14 protein-coding genes and 1 riboswitch are annotated in these 15,268 nt (G+C 56.1%); of the genes, 1 reads left to right on the forward strand and 13 read right to left on the reverse strand.

The annotated features are described in order from the left end of the window. Positions 1-108 precede the first annotated feature (108 nt). Positions 109-210, reverse strand: a riboswitch (purine riboswitch). A gap of 139 nt (positions 211-349) precedes the next feature. From rsgA to ACTHO6_RS07760, 10 genes are all read right to left on the reverse strand, one after another. Then, the gene (gene rsgA / locus ACTHO6_RS07715; RefSeq protein ID WP_440240954.1) at positions 350-1,435 is read right to left on the reverse strand and encodes a ribosome small subunit-dependent GTPase A; all 1,086 of its coding nucleotides are present in this window, start codon (positions 1,433-1,435) and stop codon (positions 350-352) included. A gap of 251 nt (positions 1,436-1,686) precedes the next feature. After that, positions 1,687-1,938, reverse strand: coding sequence for a hypothetical protein (locus tag ACTHO6_RS07720; protein ID WP_440240955.1), 252 nt, complete (start codon positions 1,936-1,938; stop codon positions 1,687-1,689). A gap of 117 nt (positions 1,939-2,055) precedes the next feature. After that, positions 2,056-2,280, reverse strand: a complete 225-nt coding sequence (locus ACTHO6_RS07725) for a WYL domain-containing protein (protein ID WP_440240957.1) — start codon at positions 2,278-2,280, stop codon at positions 2,056-2,058. 284 nt (positions 2,281-2,564) lie between these two features. Then, positions 2,565-3,431: an MFS transporter gene (locus ACTHO6_RS07730; protein ID WP_440240958.1), complete on the reverse strand. Its 867-nt coding sequence runs from the start codon at positions 3,429-3,431 to the stop codon at positions 2,565-2,567. 251 nt (positions 3,432-3,682) lie between these two features. Then, the gene (locus ACTHO6_RS07735; RefSeq protein ID WP_440240959.1) at positions 3,683-4,300 is read right to left on the reverse strand and encodes a YcnI family copper-binding membrane protein; all 618 of its coding nucleotides are present in this window, start codon (positions 4,298-4,300) and stop codon (positions 3,683-3,685) included. 13 nt (positions 4,301-4,313) lie between these two features. Further along, a complete protein-coding gene (locus tag ACTHO6_RS07740) occupies positions 4,314-5,606 on the reverse strand; it encodes a copper resistance CopC/CopD family protein (RefSeq protein WP_440240960.1) in 1,293 nt (430 codons plus the stop codon). Positions 5,607-5,768: 162 nt separating this feature from the next. Continuing rightward, positions 5,769-6,821, reverse strand: a complete 1,053-nt coding sequence (locus ACTHO6_RS07745; RefSeq protein ID WP_440240962.1) for an ABC transporter substrate-binding protein — start codon at positions 6,819-6,821, stop codon at positions 5,769-5,771. Between the two features lie 9 nt (positions 6,822-6,830). Further along, positions 6,831-7,634 (reverse strand): ABC transporter permease, encoded by an 804-nt coding sequence (locus tag ACTHO6_RS07750; RefSeq protein WP_440240964.1) that lies wholly within the window; start codon positions 7,632-7,634, stop codon positions 6,831-6,833. Further along, positions 7,631-8,434, reverse strand: coding sequence for an ABC transporter permease (locus ACTHO6_RS07755; RefSeq protein WP_440241002.1), 804 nt, complete (start codon positions 8,432-8,434; stop codon positions 7,631-7,633). Before ACTHO6_RS07755 ends, ACTHO6_RS07750 begins: the two co-directional genes overlap by 4 nt. 44 nt (positions 8,435-8,478) lie before the next feature. Continuing rightward, positions 8,479-9,465, reverse strand: coding sequence for an ABC transporter ATP-binding protein (locus ACTHO6_RS07760; RefSeq protein WP_440240966.1), 987 nt, complete (start codon positions 9,463-9,465; stop codon positions 8,479-8,481). Positions 9,466-9,889: 424 nt separating this feature from the next. Between ACTHO6_RS07760 and ACTHO6_RS07765 the strand changes: the two genes are divergently transcribed. After that, positions 9,890-10,489, forward strand: coding sequence for a YqaA family protein (locus ACTHO6_RS07765; RefSeq protein ID WP_440240967.1), 600 nt, complete (start codon positions 9,890-9,892; stop codon positions 10,487-10,489). Between the two features lie 75 nt (positions 10,490-10,564). On the opposite strand, the gene ACTHO6_RS07770 is transcribed toward ACTHO6_RS07765, so the two are convergent. From ACTHO6_RS07770 to nagA, 3 genes are all read right to left on the reverse strand, one after another. Further along, the gene (locus tag ACTHO6_RS07770) at positions 10,565-12,706 is read right to left on the reverse strand and encodes an AAA family ATPase (protein ID WP_440240968.1); all 2,142 of its coding nucleotides are present in this window, start codon (positions 12,704-12,706) and stop codon (positions 10,565-10,567) included. Between the two features lie 250 nt (positions 12,707-12,956). Further along, positions 12,957-13,859, reverse strand: a complete 903-nt coding sequence (rbsK, locus tag ACTHO6_RS07775) for a ribokinase (protein WP_440240969.1) — start codon at positions 13,857-13,859, stop codon at positions 12,957-12,959. Between the two features lie 187 nt (positions 13,860-14,046). Then, complete coding sequence (gene nagA, locus ACTHO6_RS07780) at positions 14,047-15,228, reverse strand: N-acetylglucosamine-6-phosphate deacetylase (protein ID WP_440240970.1); 1,182 nt, start codon at positions 15,226-15,228, stop codon at positions 14,047-14,049. Positions 15,229-15,268: the final 40 nt, after the last annotated feature.

The raw sequence follows: 15,268 nt of genomic DNA on the forward strand, positions 1-15,268 counted from the left end.
TCTCCCTCAGGGATCACACGCGACAACACAGCGTGTCCGCGCCCGTTCGACCAAAACCCTCCGCTCCCTCCTGCCACGCAGAACAGGAAACAGCAAAAAGCGCAGTCGACGCAACGCGATTTCACTCGTAGTCAGGCGATTTACGGTCACCTGGTAGAAACTGTTGGGCCATATTCCCAAAATTATACGAGCACTTCCTATGCACTTTGTCCAGCACGATTGCTGGGTCTTGCCCCAATCTATCACAACTGGCTTGCCGGAATCAAGCGTAAATTTCTGAAAGTCGGACAACGCGCTGTTCCCGCCTCCCTATGAAAAGAACCCTCGATTGGTCGAGGGCTCCCTGCATTTATCGCTTCGGTTTTTTGTCCCGCATTTGCATGGTGATTTTTTTCCACTTGTCTTTCTCGGCTGCCGCCAGTCTGGCATCTTCCTTGCGGGCCAGATGGGCCAGTTCGCGCTGTAGCTTCAAGTAGCTGTGGAAGCGCGCTTTTTCCAGCGAACCGTCCTCGATCGCCGCCCGAACGGCGCACCCTGGCTCCCGGCCATGCTGGCAATCGCTGAATCGGCATGCCTCTGCCAACTGTTCGATATCGTCAAACGCTCCACGGAATCCCTCATCCGCTTCCCACAGTTGCAGCTCTCGCATACCTGGCGTGTCGATCATGAGAGCGCCGCCCGGCAGCTGGAACAGTTCGCGGTGGGTAGTGGTATGGCGGCCGCGATCGTCACCCTCGCGCACTCCGCTGACTTTCTGCCGATTCTCTCCACTCAGCTTGTTAATCAAGGTAGATTTGCCGACGCCCGAAGACCCGATGAGCGCCACCGTCTGGCCGCATCCCAGATACGGGGCCAACTGCTCCAGTCCTTCTCCCAGCTCTGCGCTGACGACATGCACAGGCACGCCCATCGCGACGCTTTCCACCTCTCTGATGCGCTGCTCCAGATCGTCGCATAAATCCGCTTTGGAGAGCACGATCACCGGATTGGCTCCGCTTTCCCAGGCGAGGATGAGATAGCGCTCCATTCTGCGCAGGTTAAAATCGTTGTTTACGGCATTGACCAAAAAGACGGTATCGACGTTGGCCGCGACAATCTGCTCTTCGACGCTGTACCCCGCAACCTTGCGGGAAAACTTGCTCTTGCGCGGCAAAAGCGCATGGATCGAGGCTTTCTTTTCCTCGGGACGTGCCTTGATGACGACCCAGTCTCCTACGGCCGGATAGTCTTCGCGGCCAGTCGCCTCATAGCGCAGCTTGCCTGTAACTTCGCCCAGAAGCTCGCCGTGCTCGCTCACCAGACGATAGATACGTTTATGTTCCAGCATGACTCTTCCCACGCTGTAGCCTTGCTCGGCATAAGGGGCGAACAGAGCGGCAAAATGCTCATTCCAGCCCCATGGTTGCAAAATAAATGGATGGGTTGCATGATTCAAGACGGATTCCTCCTGCAAATGGTTATTCGATTGGCTCTACGCCAAAACCAGTCGCAGTCGAATCCTCGATTTTTTGAACGGTGCTACTGTTCGCTTGAAAGGAGGATTCCTGCGACGGTCATTCCTACACTCTGTACGAATTTGATGTTTGCCATAAAAACATCTCTCCTTTTTCAAGTCCGCACCATCATTGGTTTGGAATCAAGATTTTCCCAATCATTGTAACACATCAGGCGGCATGGAACAAAGCCCTAATCTCCTCCGCCCCCGCTGTCTCCGCCGCCACTGTCATGGCCGGTTCCAGCTCCATCGGAATCGTACGTGCGATGGTTGCTGTCCACGTAGAATGCGCCGCCGCTGTCAGAGGAGGATGAATGAGAGCGTCTGCTACCACCTCTTGCGGCCTTGGACGAAAAGAGAATCACGGCGACGACAAGCAAAACAACGACGAGAATCACGTATTCCATCAGCGTCCACGTCCTCTCCATCCGTTTGGAATACATAAGCTGTACATTCTCATTCTACCACAAGCTGGCCGCCACCTCCCGAAAACCCGAATCGGGAAAAGGGCTGCTTGCTGCAAGCTGCCCCGACTGGCTAGCTTCCCTGGCTCTTTCGTGTCATCCAGCAAACTGCCCGGCAACGGGCACGAGCGCCAAAATGCCGGCAATCGCAAACACCCGGCAAGCTTTTCGCGTATAGCAGTACGCCTTGAGCCGTCCGGCCTCCTCATCCAGCAAAAGAATCCGGATGATTCGTCTGCTCGTCTGACCTCGCTTGTTCAAGTAAATGATCGCAACCGCCTGCCGCCTGTCTCGGTACTTTTTCAAATCCGCCAAGACCAAAGCTGTCACCGCCTTATGCATAGGCATGGCTGAACGGACGTACCGCCTATGCTCATGCCCAGCTGCTGTTGATGATATCCTATCACAAGAGAACACTTGTTCGCAAATTGATTTTTTTCCCTGTTCGAAGCCTCGCTCGTTACGGGGCTGTTTCCGTTTTTTGCAGCGGCATTTGGCGGGCATTTTTCCAGCAGAAGCGAGGCACCGATCGCACGCGGGTACCGATAAAAAAGACACGCATCCCCGAAGGAACACGTGCCTGTATGACTCCGTAGCAAACTCGCTCAGCGCTTGCGCAGCACCCGCCCGAACACCGCCAGAATCGACAGGGCGGCGATGATGCCGAACCATATCGCCATGGAAATGCCCGCCAACTGCGGAAAGCCAATCTCCGAAATCAAGTGCGCTTCCCACAAACGGTCGTATCCCTCGGAAGCCGCACCCGTAAACAGCGTCACGAGCAAAATCACCAGCAAGATCGGTTGCCCGCGAATGACGCGCGCGCCCGACAGCCACGTCTCGGCCATTTCCCGCCAATGGGAAGCGCCTCGCTCCCTCTGCTTGGGCGTAAAGCCCGTCTCCTGCATGAACACACTCAAAAACACGCCAAGCCCCAGGTACATCAAGCCCCCGACCAGATAGGGCAAGTGTGGAGCCAGCGTGGACAGCCACACGCTCAGCCCGATGCCGAGCATATTCGCCAGCAAAGCGTAGCGCTTCGCCCGCATGAAGATACTCCCGAGCTTGTCTTCCCCTACCTCGTCCGCAATCCAGGCCGTATCGGCCCCGCTGACGAATGTGTCCCCCACGCCGAACAAGACCTGGGCAACCAGCACCCACATAAACGCGGAGACAAACGGCAACACCCCGTCAATGGCAGGCAAAATACCTTGCAGAACAAACGCCGTCCCCAGCAAAAACATCCCGATCACAAGAGACAGGCGGCGGCCGTAGGTATCCGCCACCACGCCAGTCACGCCCTCGAACAAGAGCACGGACAGCTCCAACACCATGCCGACCAGCAAAAGCTCAAACGGATTCAATCCCAGCGCCGCAATGTAGTAGAGCGCATAGGTTGTAAACATCGTCGCGTTGGCGAGCGACGTGACAAAACGTTTTGTCATATATACATGCGTTGCATTCCTCACCATGGAAGCCGTCTCCACCTCTTCGGGCAGATGACACGTTCCGTCTTTCCAGCCGCGATGCCGCTAGGTTACTCGCTCGTTAGGAGGAAATCCGCCGTGCCACTCTGCCACTCGTATGGTTTTCTTACTCTTCTGTTTCCTTCTGTCCATTTGATTGTGATTGACATGACGTAACACCTCCGAATGTAAGTAGCCAAAAAGGAAAAAGCCGTGCAGCCTCTCGACTCGCTGCACGGCTTTACCGTCGTTTGGTTCTATGCTTTTTTTCGGAACAGGCTCACAATGGAGAGCAGAAGCGCCAGTCCGGAGAGCACCAGGGGCAATGTGTTGCTGCCGCCTGCGCTTGCCGCTTGATCTTGGGCCGGGTTTGCCGCTGGTGCAGCAGCGTCGTGTCCGGCTTCGCCGGTTCCTGCTTTCACTGTGGTCACGGACGCAGGCGCCTTGGAGTCCTTGTCTCCTGTCCACTCTACGACTTCGCCATTCGCGTAGGTCTGATACGCTTTCCACGCCAAGGTGCCTTCCTCTTTCGGATTCGCTCCCACGAAAGCGAACTCCATGAACTCATGCGCCTTGATTCCGCCACCTGTCGCGGTCCAGACGAGTGCGGTGTTCACGCCGTCCTTATCCTTTTCAAACTCGTAGCTCCAGCCAGGGATCGGTTGTACGGTGTTCACCTTCACGCCAGCCGGAAATTCCAGCCTCACTTTGACCGTGTTGACATCTTTTTCTACGGGGACACGAACGGTATATTTTTCATAGGCGCCGACAGTGGTTTCTTTCGGATAGACGCTTACGTGCGCTTGCGCCGCTGTCGCGAGCGTCAAGACGGCGCCTGCCACCAGTACACTGCTCAGCCATTTTTTCATCTTCATGCAAAAAACCCTCCTAGTTTGTCGCCGTTTGTATGACGGCTTGTGTATTTGTCGTGTCGTTCCTGTCAGTCGGATAGGTGGTCTGGCTCATCCACAGCCCTGCCAGCACAGCGACGATACCGAACATAATTTCCCAACGCAAGAGATTCATGCGCAGGCTGTCGTTTACCCGCCAGCGCTTCGACTGCCGATAGGCGAGCGCGAGCATGATGCAGACGCTGACGATTTTGGCAGAGAGCAAATAGTTCCAGGCAAGCGAGCTTTGCCAAAGAAGCGCCACATCCGTCTGCACGATCAGCATGAGCACGCCCGTCACGACGGCAAGCACGGCCGACGCGGCAACCAGGCGCAAAAAGAATGCTTTGAACCGTGCATGTCCCCGCTCTGTTTCTTTTGCCGTCAGCAGCAGATAGACGAGCGCGCCGAGCCAAAGCGCCACTGTCAAGACGTGCAGCACCCGCAAAAGAATCGCCAGCCAGACCGGAGCAATCCCCCAGGCATGTCCGCCAAAAGCCTGGGCGCCGATCAGCAGTACCCATACACCCGCATAAAAGCCGGAGACCATATTCGGGATGGCCAACAGCAGCAGCAGGAGGAAGGAGACGATCAGCATGACCGCGAACGGGGACTGCGCGAGCAGATGGCTGTCAACCTGCCACAACGCCTGCGTCAACGAAACCGCCGGCAACGATTCGTCGTACAAAAACCAGAGAAACACAAGCCCCACCATCGCCAGCGTCCAACCGATCTGTCTGCCGATCCCGATCAGCGCCTTCAGCGTCGGCAAACCGTAGCGCTGTCCCCGATCGGCAATCAGATACAACCCGCCGCCGAGCAGAATTATGCCTTGGGCTAGGTAGCGATAGGCGATCAAATACGTCGTATCCGTCTGCTTTTCGCCGGGCGGCACCACAACGGCGCTTTTTTGCCCGATGGAAAAGGTCAGGCGCTCCTCGATCGGATGACCGTCCTCCGATACGACCGATACGATCACGGAGTACGTCCCTTCCGCCAAATCCGTCGGCAACTGCGCATTCACCTGCGAAGCATCTCCCGGCTGCAACGTCGGGCGCTGCATCGGTATTTCCTGGCCGTCCCAATCAAACAGGCGGATGGTGACGAGATCCGGCTCCACTGTCTCGGTAAACCGCATGGAGATTTGCCCCGGATTCGCCTGCAGCACCTCGCCGTCTTTCGGAGTGCTGCCCATCAAGCCTGCATGGGCATAGGCCGAATCTGTTCCCATCGCAAGCACCAGAAAAAAGGCCAGCGAAAGCACGGTCCATAGTCGCTTCATGCTGGGCATCAGCCATTCACCTACTTCCTTCGCCTTTTCGCTTCTAATCCTATCAAAATCAGTTTGGAATCTGTATGGCTCCATCGGGCTATCTGCTGTGACGATTTGTTGAAACAGCATGGGCCAAAAGAAAAACCGAGACGGGATTTCTCCCGGCCTCGGTCTTCATGGTTACCTGCCGCTCTTGATCTCTGTCCAGTAGCGGTCGTATTCCTGCAACGCATCGCCGACATCGACCAGCCACTCGGCGCGCGCGATGTCCGCTTTGTCCAGGAAGATCATCTTGTTGGAACGATATTCCTCGCTGTGCAGCGGGTATGCCTGCTCGTTCGGGTTGCTGTAGCCGATCGATTCGTAGTTTTTCACGCTGACTTCCGGCTCCAGGAGGTAGTTGATGAACTTCTCGGCCAAGTCTTTGTGCTTGGCTCCTTTTGGAATCGCCAGCGTGTCCGCCCAGATCGTCGCGCCCTCTTTGGGAATGACGTACTCCACATCCGGGTTTTGCCCGTTGATGATCGCAGCATCCCCCGACCAGACGGTCCCGATCCACGCTTCCTCCGCAATCATTTTTTGCTTGATGTTGTCCGTATCAAATGCCATGACGCCCGGCAGCACCTTTTTCAGATCAGCAAACGCTTTTTCCAGCTCGTCCTTGTTGGTCGTGCTGTTGGAAAAGCCGTTTTTAATCAGGGCCATCCCCATGACTTCGCGCGGGTCGTTCAGCATGATGACGCGGCCTTTGTACGCTTCGTTCCACAGATCGCTCCAGCTTGTCGGGGTTTCCTTGACGTATTTTTTGTTGTAGGCAATCCCGGTAATGCCCCACGTGTAGACGAGCGAGTATTTGTTCTCCTTGTCAAAAGGAGGCGTCTTGAACGTGGACACGATGTTTTTCATGTTCGGGATGTTTTCTTTGTTCAACTCTTCCAAGAGGCCGAGCTGAATCATCGTCGCGACCATGTAATCGGACGGCTGGATCAGGTCGTAGCCCGATGCGCCCGCCTGGATTTTCGCCAGCATCTCCTCGTTGCTGCCGTAGATGTCGTAGTTGACCTTGACGTTGTACTTCTGCTCAAAATCTTTGATGACGTCGAGGTCGAAGTTGTCGGCCCAGGAGTAGATGTTCAATACTTGCTGTTCTTGCTCGGACGATGAGCAGCCGACAGCTGTCAAGGCAAGTACGGCGGTCAGGGCGCCGATCATCATGGACTTGAAACGTTTCATTTTTTCTTCTCAACCTCCAAAAGGAATTTGACCGTTTTTGGAATCCTTGCGGCGGAACAGTTCGGCGATGATGACCAAAAGCACGGTGCTGACGATCAACAGCGTCGAAAGCGCATTGACTTCCGGCGATACGCCTCGTTTCACCAAACCGTAAATGTAAAGCGGCAACGTGGTCGAATTCGGACCAGCCACGAAGAACGAAATAATGAAATCATCCAGCGATAGCGTAAACGACATCAAAAATCCGGCGACGATGCCAGGCATAATCAAGGGCAGCGTCACATGGCGCAGCGTCTTCCACGGGGTCGCGCCCAAATCTTGTGCGGCCTCCTCCAACTCCTTGCCCATATCGGCGAGGCGAGCGGAGATGATGACCATCACGTACGGCATGGAGAACGTCACGTGCGCCATAATCAGGGTCCATTTGCCCAGCTCGATGTGCGCCTGGCTGAACAAAACCAGCAGAGCCAGTCCCATCATGATCTCGGGAATGACGATCGGCAAGTAAATCAGCCCGTTGACGATGCTGCGCCAGCGCAAGGAATAATGCTTGATCGCAAGCGAAGCGGCCGTGCCGAGAACGGTCGCCAGCACGCTGCTGATAACGCCGATGGACAGGCTGTTCATCAAGGCCTGCATCACCTGTCGATTGTCAAACAGCGATACGTACCACTTCCAGGTGAACCCGTTCCACGTCGCATTGATGCGCGAATCATTGAACGAGTACAGCACGAGAATCGCAATCGGCACGTACAAAAAGACGAGCATCAGCCACGAATAGGCGGTCAGCATATGTTTTCGCCCGGTTTTCATGCGGCTCCCTCCTTCGCTTCGCCCGCTTTGACTGCGCGGAAGTAGAGAAGAATGAGAAGCATCGACAACAGCATGAGTACGATGGACAAGGCCGAGCCAAACGGCCAGTCGCGCGCCGAGAGGAACTGGTTCTGGATGACGTTTCCGATCAGGGCCGACTTCGCTCCGCCCATCACGTCCGGAACGACGAACATCCCGATGGAAGAGACGAACACGAGAATCGAGCCCGTGACGACGCCGGTCTTGGTCATCGGCAGAGTTACATGCCAGAACGCTTTCCACGGAGTGGCCCCGAGGTCGTAAGCGGCTTCCAGCTTGCGGCGATCCATCTGCTCCAGCGACACGTAAATCGGCAGCACCATGAACGGCAGCAGCGTGTACACCATGCCGAGCAGCACCGAGCCGGAGTTGTACAACAGCGGCAACGGTTCCGTAATCAGCCCCAGCGACTGCAAGATCGTATTGACGACGCCTTGCGAGCGCAGGATGATGACCCAGGCGTAAGACCGGACGAGGAAGTTGATCCAGAACGGAATCATCACCAAAAGCAGCCAGATTTGCTGCGAAGATTTTTCCAGACGAGAGATGTAGTACGCGAGCGGATAGCCGCAGAGAAGCGACAAAAACGTCGTCAGAATAGCAACCGCCAGCGTGTCTGCGAAAATATACCCGTACAGCGGGTCCCAGATGCGAAGGTAATTGTCCAACGTAAACTCGTAGACAACTTGCCCGTATGTGCCTCTTTTTAAAAACGACAACAGCAAAATCAGGAGCATGGGCAGGACGAAAAGCACACCCATCCACAACAGGGCGGGGGCCGCGAGCAGTTTTACCGGCTTTTTGTTCAGCAAGTCAGGATCACCTCGTCCGTCTGCGCCCACCCAATCGCTACCCGCTCTCCCACCTTCCAGTCCAGACCATCGCCCGCATACTGATGCGCCATGACCGTCATGTCCTGGCCGTCCAGGCGGATAAAGATCTTGCGCAGGTTGCCGAGGAATACCGCATCGGTAATCGTCCCCTGCTTCCTGTGCTTCTCAGGCTCCGTCTGCGGCTGGTACAACTTGATTTTCTCCGGACGGACCGCTGTATGCGTGCCGTTCGCGCTGAAAATGTTGTTCTCGCCGATAAACGTAGCGACAAACAGCGTTTGCGGATGGTTGTAAATCTCAGCCGGGGAAGCAATCTGCTCGATTCGTCCTTTGTTCATGACCGCGATCCGGTCGGACATCGCCATCGCTTCTTCCTGGTCATGAGTCACGTAGATGAAGGTGATTCCGAGATTTTTTTGCAGGTTTTTCAGCTCCAGCTGCAAGCTTTTGCGCAACTGGTAGTCCAGGGCGCCAAGCGGCTCGTCCAATAGCAAAACGCGCGGATTGTTGATGATCGCCCGTGCGATTGCCACCCGCTGCTGCTGTCCGCCAGAGAGCTGCTTCGGCGTGCGCTTTCTCAGCTCGGTCAGCTGCACGTACTGCAATACTTCCTCCAGGCGCTTCTTTTGCTCGCTCGCACTGACCTTTTTCATTTTCAATCCGAACAAAATGTTTTGTTCCACCGTCATGTGCGGAAACAGGGCGTATTGCTGGAACACCATGTTCATATCGCGTTGGTAAGGAGGGACATGGGCAAGCGGCTTCTCGTCGAGGAAAATCTCCCCGGAGGTCGGCTCCTCAAATCCGGCAATCATTCGCAAAAGCGTGGTCTTGCCACAGCCGCTCGGGCCGAGCAACGTCAAAAACTCCCCTTCTGCAATGGAGAGAGAAAGAGAGGGGACGACGATCGAACCGTGAAAGCTTTTCTCAATTGAATCCAGATGAATAATCGTTTTCATTCCGTCATCTCACCATATGTCATTATACTCATAGCAATCTAGGTAACTATATCGTGTTACCCGGTTTTTGTAAACAGGTTCACTCCCATGTCCCTGATTTTTTTCCAGAGGGCCTCCCGGAGAGGACGAACGGCGGCCGGGCAGCCGAAGCGACACACGATGCCAGCGTGACGTCTATCTATTTGTGACGTCTATATTAATGAAAGGCTTTGCCCATCTGCTTGGCAAGAACGCTGCACGCCGTCCGGGAAGAAACGGTTGAAAAAGGAATCAATCCGTTGTTGGCGGTATGGCATGCGATGCGGTTATAATGGAAAAAGACAAACATCCGGCGCAAGCTTGATTGGCGGTTCAGACCATGACGCTACTCCCTTTTTTCCCGCCGCAGCAGGCCGATTTTGAGAGATGGACAAAGGAGAATAAAATGATTCAGAACGTTTTAGATTTTTTGATGGAATACGGCATTTGGGGAGTCGTCATCCATTCTTTTGCAGACGCCATCATCTTCCCCATTCCCGTGTTCTTTCTGCAGGTATCAGTAAGCCTGATCGATCCATCCTCCGCTTTATGGATTGCTACGGCAGGATATATCGCCTGTTTGCTTGGAACACCTGTCGGTTACTATCTCGGCAAGCTGCTTGGCCAATCTGTCCTGTACAAACTGCTCAAACCAGAATGGATTGATTCTGCGACGGCCCTGTTTCAAAAGCGTGGCGAAGTCGCCATTTTTGTCGGCTCGTTTACGCCGATCCCGTTCAAAGTGTTTACGATCTTGTCCGGCTGTCTGAACTACCCGCTCTGGAAGCTGATTGGCTACGCGGCCATCGGAAGAGCTGTCAAATTTTACGTCATCGGCTTTCTGTTTTATTTTTATGGGCGGATGGCAGAAAACATGGTCGGCCATGTCTCCCTGTATGTCTTTCTGCTGATGATCCCGATTCTGCTGATCGGGCTCCTGGTGCGAAAAGTACGGACCAAACGGCAACTGCTGCATCCGGTAAACAAGCAAGCGGGACATGAGTAAATCGTGCGCAAGCAAAAAAGAACCCCCGGCAAAAGGGGGTTCTTCTCGTTTCGGGACCTGCCGTCTGGCGGGTCTTTATGCTTTTTTCACGCGAATGCTGTCTTCCTCGACATCGACTACGATCGAGCGGACATCGGCTTCCTCCATCACCAGATCGGCGATGCCGTCCTCTACGTACTGCTGAATCACACGACGCAGCGGACGCGCCCCGAATGCAGGGTTGTAGCCCAGCTCCGCCAGCTTTTCCTTGGCAGCGTCTGTGACGGCAAGCTCCCTGCCTTGCTCTTTCAGATTCGCCGCGACATCCTGCAGCAACAGCTCAACAATGTGGATCAAATCCTGTTTTTCCAGATGCGCAAAGGAAATGATCGAGTCGAAGCGGTTCAAAAATTCCGGCTTGAAGTACGCGCCCAGCGAATCGAGCGCGGTTCCGGGCTTAGGCGACTCTGCTCCGAAGCCGACGGAGATTTTGCGCTCGGTTACGCCTGCGTTGCTCGTCGCGATAATGACGGTTTCCTTGAAGTTCACGGTGCGGCCCTGGCTGTCTGTCAAACGGCCGTCCTCCAAAATTTGCAGGAACATGTGCATGACGTCAGGGTGTGCCTTTTCGATCTCATCCAGCAGGATAATGCTGTACGGGTTGCGGCGCACGCGCTCGGTCAGTTGCCCTGCTTCCTCGTGGCCCACATATCCCGGCGGCGAACCGATCAGCTTGGAGACGGAATGCTTCTCCATGTACTCGCTCATGTCGAGGCGAATCATCGAGTCGCGCGTGCCGAACAATTCCTCGGCGAGCGCCTTGGACAGCTCGGTTTTCCCTACGCCAGTCGGCCCGACGAACAGGAAGGAAGCAATCGGTCTGTTTTTCGGCTTGAGTCCGGCGCGGCTGCGGCGAATCGCCTTGGCGACTTGCGTGACGGCCTCGGACTGGCCGATCACTTTGGCTTCCAGACGAGCCTCCAGATTTTTCATGCGCTCTTGCTCGTCGCTTTGCAGCTTGCGCACCGGAATGCCTGTCTTTTGCTCAATCAACTCCTGGATATCCGCTACTTCTACCTGTACGCGGTTCGCCGCTTGATCCTGCTGATCCAGCTTGGCGAGAATGGCTGCCTCCTCGTCGCGCAGGCGGGCTGCTTGCTCGTAGTTTTCTTGCTCGGTGGCCGCTTTTTTCTCCTGGCCGATTTGCGCCAAGCGCTCATGCAGCTGGTCGGTGTCTGCCCCGGCAGAGCGCAGATTCAAGCGCGAGCCTGCTTCATCCATCAGGTCGATCGCCTTGTCAGGCAGGAAACGGTCCTGAATGTAGCGGTGCGCGTATTCCACGCAAGCCCGGATCACGTCGTCGGAGTAGGACACCTGATGGAACGCTTCGTACTTCGGACGCAGCCCCCGCAAAATCTCAATCGCCGCTTCCACGGTCGGTTCTTTGACCATCACAGGCTGCAAGCGGCGCTCCAGGGCAGCGTCTTTTTCGATGATGCGGTACTCTTTCAACGTAGTGGCCCCGATCAGTTGCAGCTCGCCGCGCGCCAGAGCAGGCTTGAGGATGTTGCCTGCGTCCATGGAGCCTTCCGCAGAGCCGGCGCCTACCAAGAGGTGAATTTCATCGACGAACAAAATGACATTTTTGCGCGCTTGCAGTTCCGCAATGACTTGCTTCATCTTTTCCTCGAACTGTCCGCGAATTCCTGTGCCCGCTACCAGCGAAGCGACGTCCAGCACGTACACCTGCTTGTTTTTCAGCTTGGCAGGCACTTGGCCTTCGGTAATGCGCAGTGCCAGTCCTTCCGCAATCGCCGTCTTCCCTACCCCCGGTTCCCCGATGAGAACCGGATTGTTTTTGTTGCGGCGGTTCAAAATCTCGATCACGCGCTCGATTTCCTGGTCGCGTCCGATTACCGGATCGATCAGCCCGGCGCGCGCCGCATCGTTCAGATTGCGGCCCAGCTCATCGAGAATGCCGCCGCGGTCCGGAGCTTGCGGTTGCTCCTGGCCTCTGGTCTTGCCGCCCTTCGCCTGCGCCTGGGCGAACCCTTGCAGAAACTCATCCAGCGCGGAGAAGGAGGAAAACGGACTGAAACCGATGCCCATGCCGATTCCCATTTTGTTTCCCAGCTTGGCATGGCATTCCTTGCACAGCTGATAGGCTTGACGATTGTTTTGCACTTGTATATGAACGGAAACGGTTGCTTGTCGTTGTTTGCAGACTTCACATTGCATAGTTTCCTACCTCCAAAATCGAGTTGTTTTGGAATGTGAACGTGCACGTTTGATTCCTGAAAGGTTCAGTGTCGTTTGACCTTTCCTGACCTTTGATGACTTTATTATAATTTGACCTTCTTTGACTTTCAAGAGGGTTTCTTTGGATTTTGGTGGGAATAGGCTCAAAAAAAGCAAACGAGTCTTGGGAGCATTCCTTCCCAAACCGTTTGCTTCTTCCTTTTTCCTTTGCTCACTGAATTCCAATCGCTCAAAACGGATGCGCCTCTACTTCCGCAAGCGTCGGGAGGGACGGCTGCGCCCCGCGTCTGGTCACGACGATCGCCGCCACTCTGCTGGCGAATGAAGCCGCTTCCGCTTCGGCCATCCCCTTGGCGATCCCGACGGCAAAAGCAGCGGTAAAGGCATCGCCCGCCGCCGTCGTGTCCACAGGCTCTACCCGGCAGGCCGGGATGTGCGTCGCCCCGGCTGCCGTCACCAGCAACGCGCCTTGCGCGCCCAGCGTCACGATCACCCGCTTCGGTCCGCTTGCCAACAGCTTTTTCGCCGCCGCCTCAACTTCCGCAAGCGTAGCCGTCGGCATGCCGCTCAAGCTGGCAAGCTCCGTCTCGTTTGGCGTCAAGGTGTGGACGTGCTGCAACAGCTCGGGCGACAGCGCCTGCGCCGGAGCCGGATTCAAAATGACGAGCTTGCCCATACCGGACGCCTTTTTCGCGACGTATTCCACGGCGGCAAGCGGAATCTCCAGCTGCAACAGCACGACGTCGCTCTCCCGGAGAATGGACAAGTTCTGCTCGATATGCGTCACGCTCACGTGCGCATTGGCTCCCGGCACGAGCACGATGTTGTTTTCCCCGTCCTCGCTCACCTGGATGAAGGCCATGCCTGTCGTCCCCGCCCGCGTAATTCCTTCCACATGAACGCGCGCCTCCGTCAGGCTTTTCAGCATCACGCTGCCGTTCTCGTCCTCGCCCACCATCCCGATCATGGATACGCGTGCGCCCAGACGCGCGGCGGCAACTGCCTGATTGGCTCCTTTGCCGCCTGGAATCCGACGAAAGTCATGACTGGAAACGGTTTCGCCCGGCCTGGGCAAATGGTGGACGTGGGTGACGAGATCCATATTGATGCTGCCTACTACTGCGATCTTCACAACGTGCTACCTCCCCTATCTCTCTTGCCAGCGTCGTGTTTTGTCGCCGTTTCGCTGCTGGGCAACCATTCGCTCAACGAAAAATCATCCCTACTTCAAAGCGGCAGTCCACACAATGGAACATACAAGCCAAGCGAACATCAATGACAACCAAAATGAATCATAAGTAGATACCTTTTCATTCGTTTCATCCCCTCGCGCTATCAGGGCGAACGTACACCTTCTTCCCTGCAACAAACGTCATCGTCACGTCAAAATTCTCGTCCAGCACGGCCATGTCAGCATCGTAGCCAACAGCCAGACGCCCTTTCCGCTCGCCATAACCGAGAATGGAGGCAGGCGTACGGGATGCCATCTCGACCGCTTCCGGCAGCGGAACCCCGCTGAGCGCTACCATGTTGCCGACCGCCCTGTTCAGTGTCAGGACGCTTCCCGCAAGCGTCCCGTCGGCCAGTTTGGCCTGATTGTCACGGACGTGCACCTCCTGCCCGCCGAGATCGTAAGTGCCCTCGCAAAGCGCCGCTGCCCGCATGGAGTCGCTGACCAAGGCAAGCCGTCTTGCCGTTTTCACCCGGTACAAAATGTTCATCACCGCCGGATGAACGTGAATGCCGTCTGCAATCAGCTCCGTGCTCACTTGCTCATAATACATCGCGGCCCCGACGCCCCCCGGCTCTCGCTGATGCAGCCCGGTCATCGCGTTGAAGCAGTGCGTGAAATGGCGCACGCCCGCTTCGACTGCTTCCGCCGCCTGGGCAAACGTCGCTCCGGTATGCCCTGCCGAAACGATCACGCCCTGTTCCTTCAGCCAGGCAATCGCTTCGAGCGCCTCCGGCTGCTCCGGCGCGATCGTCACGACTTTCAGCAGACCTCGGGACAGGCCGTACAGCCGCTGCACGGCTTCCAGCTTGGGCAGGGCGATGTTTTCTTCCTTTTGGGCCCCTTTGTAGCGCGGGTTGATCCACGGTCCTTCCAGGTGAATGCCGATGAGCTGTGCCCCCGGAAGCCCCTGCTGGCTGACCTGTGCGATGTTTTCCAGCACAGGCTCCAATTCCTCGTAGGACGCTGTCATCGTCGTCGCCACAAACGCGGTCACCCCGTACCGCGCCAGCGCTGCGGAAATCGCCCGCAGCGATTCAGGCGTGCCGTCCATCGTATCGTGTCCATCAATCCCGTGTATGTGCATATCGACGAAGCCGGGGCAAATCCAGCCTGTCTCCGCTGTCACCACCTCTGTCGGCCACGGCTCGGCGTAGCCCGCTGCTTCCCCGGCATACGCAATCGTTCCGCCCGCCACGACAACCAGCCCGTCTTCGATTGCTTGCCCCTCCGCGATGATTTTCCCTTTGAGGGCGTACCTTTGGTTCATGGCGATTCCTCCGTTATGGCACGGCCGTCGTCTGCCGTTG

This window comes from Brevibacillus sp. SAFN-007a, from assembly GCF_051967035.1.
Classification (GTDB): domain Bacteria; phylum Bacillota; class Bacilli; order Brevibacillales; family Brevibacillaceae; genus Brevibacillus.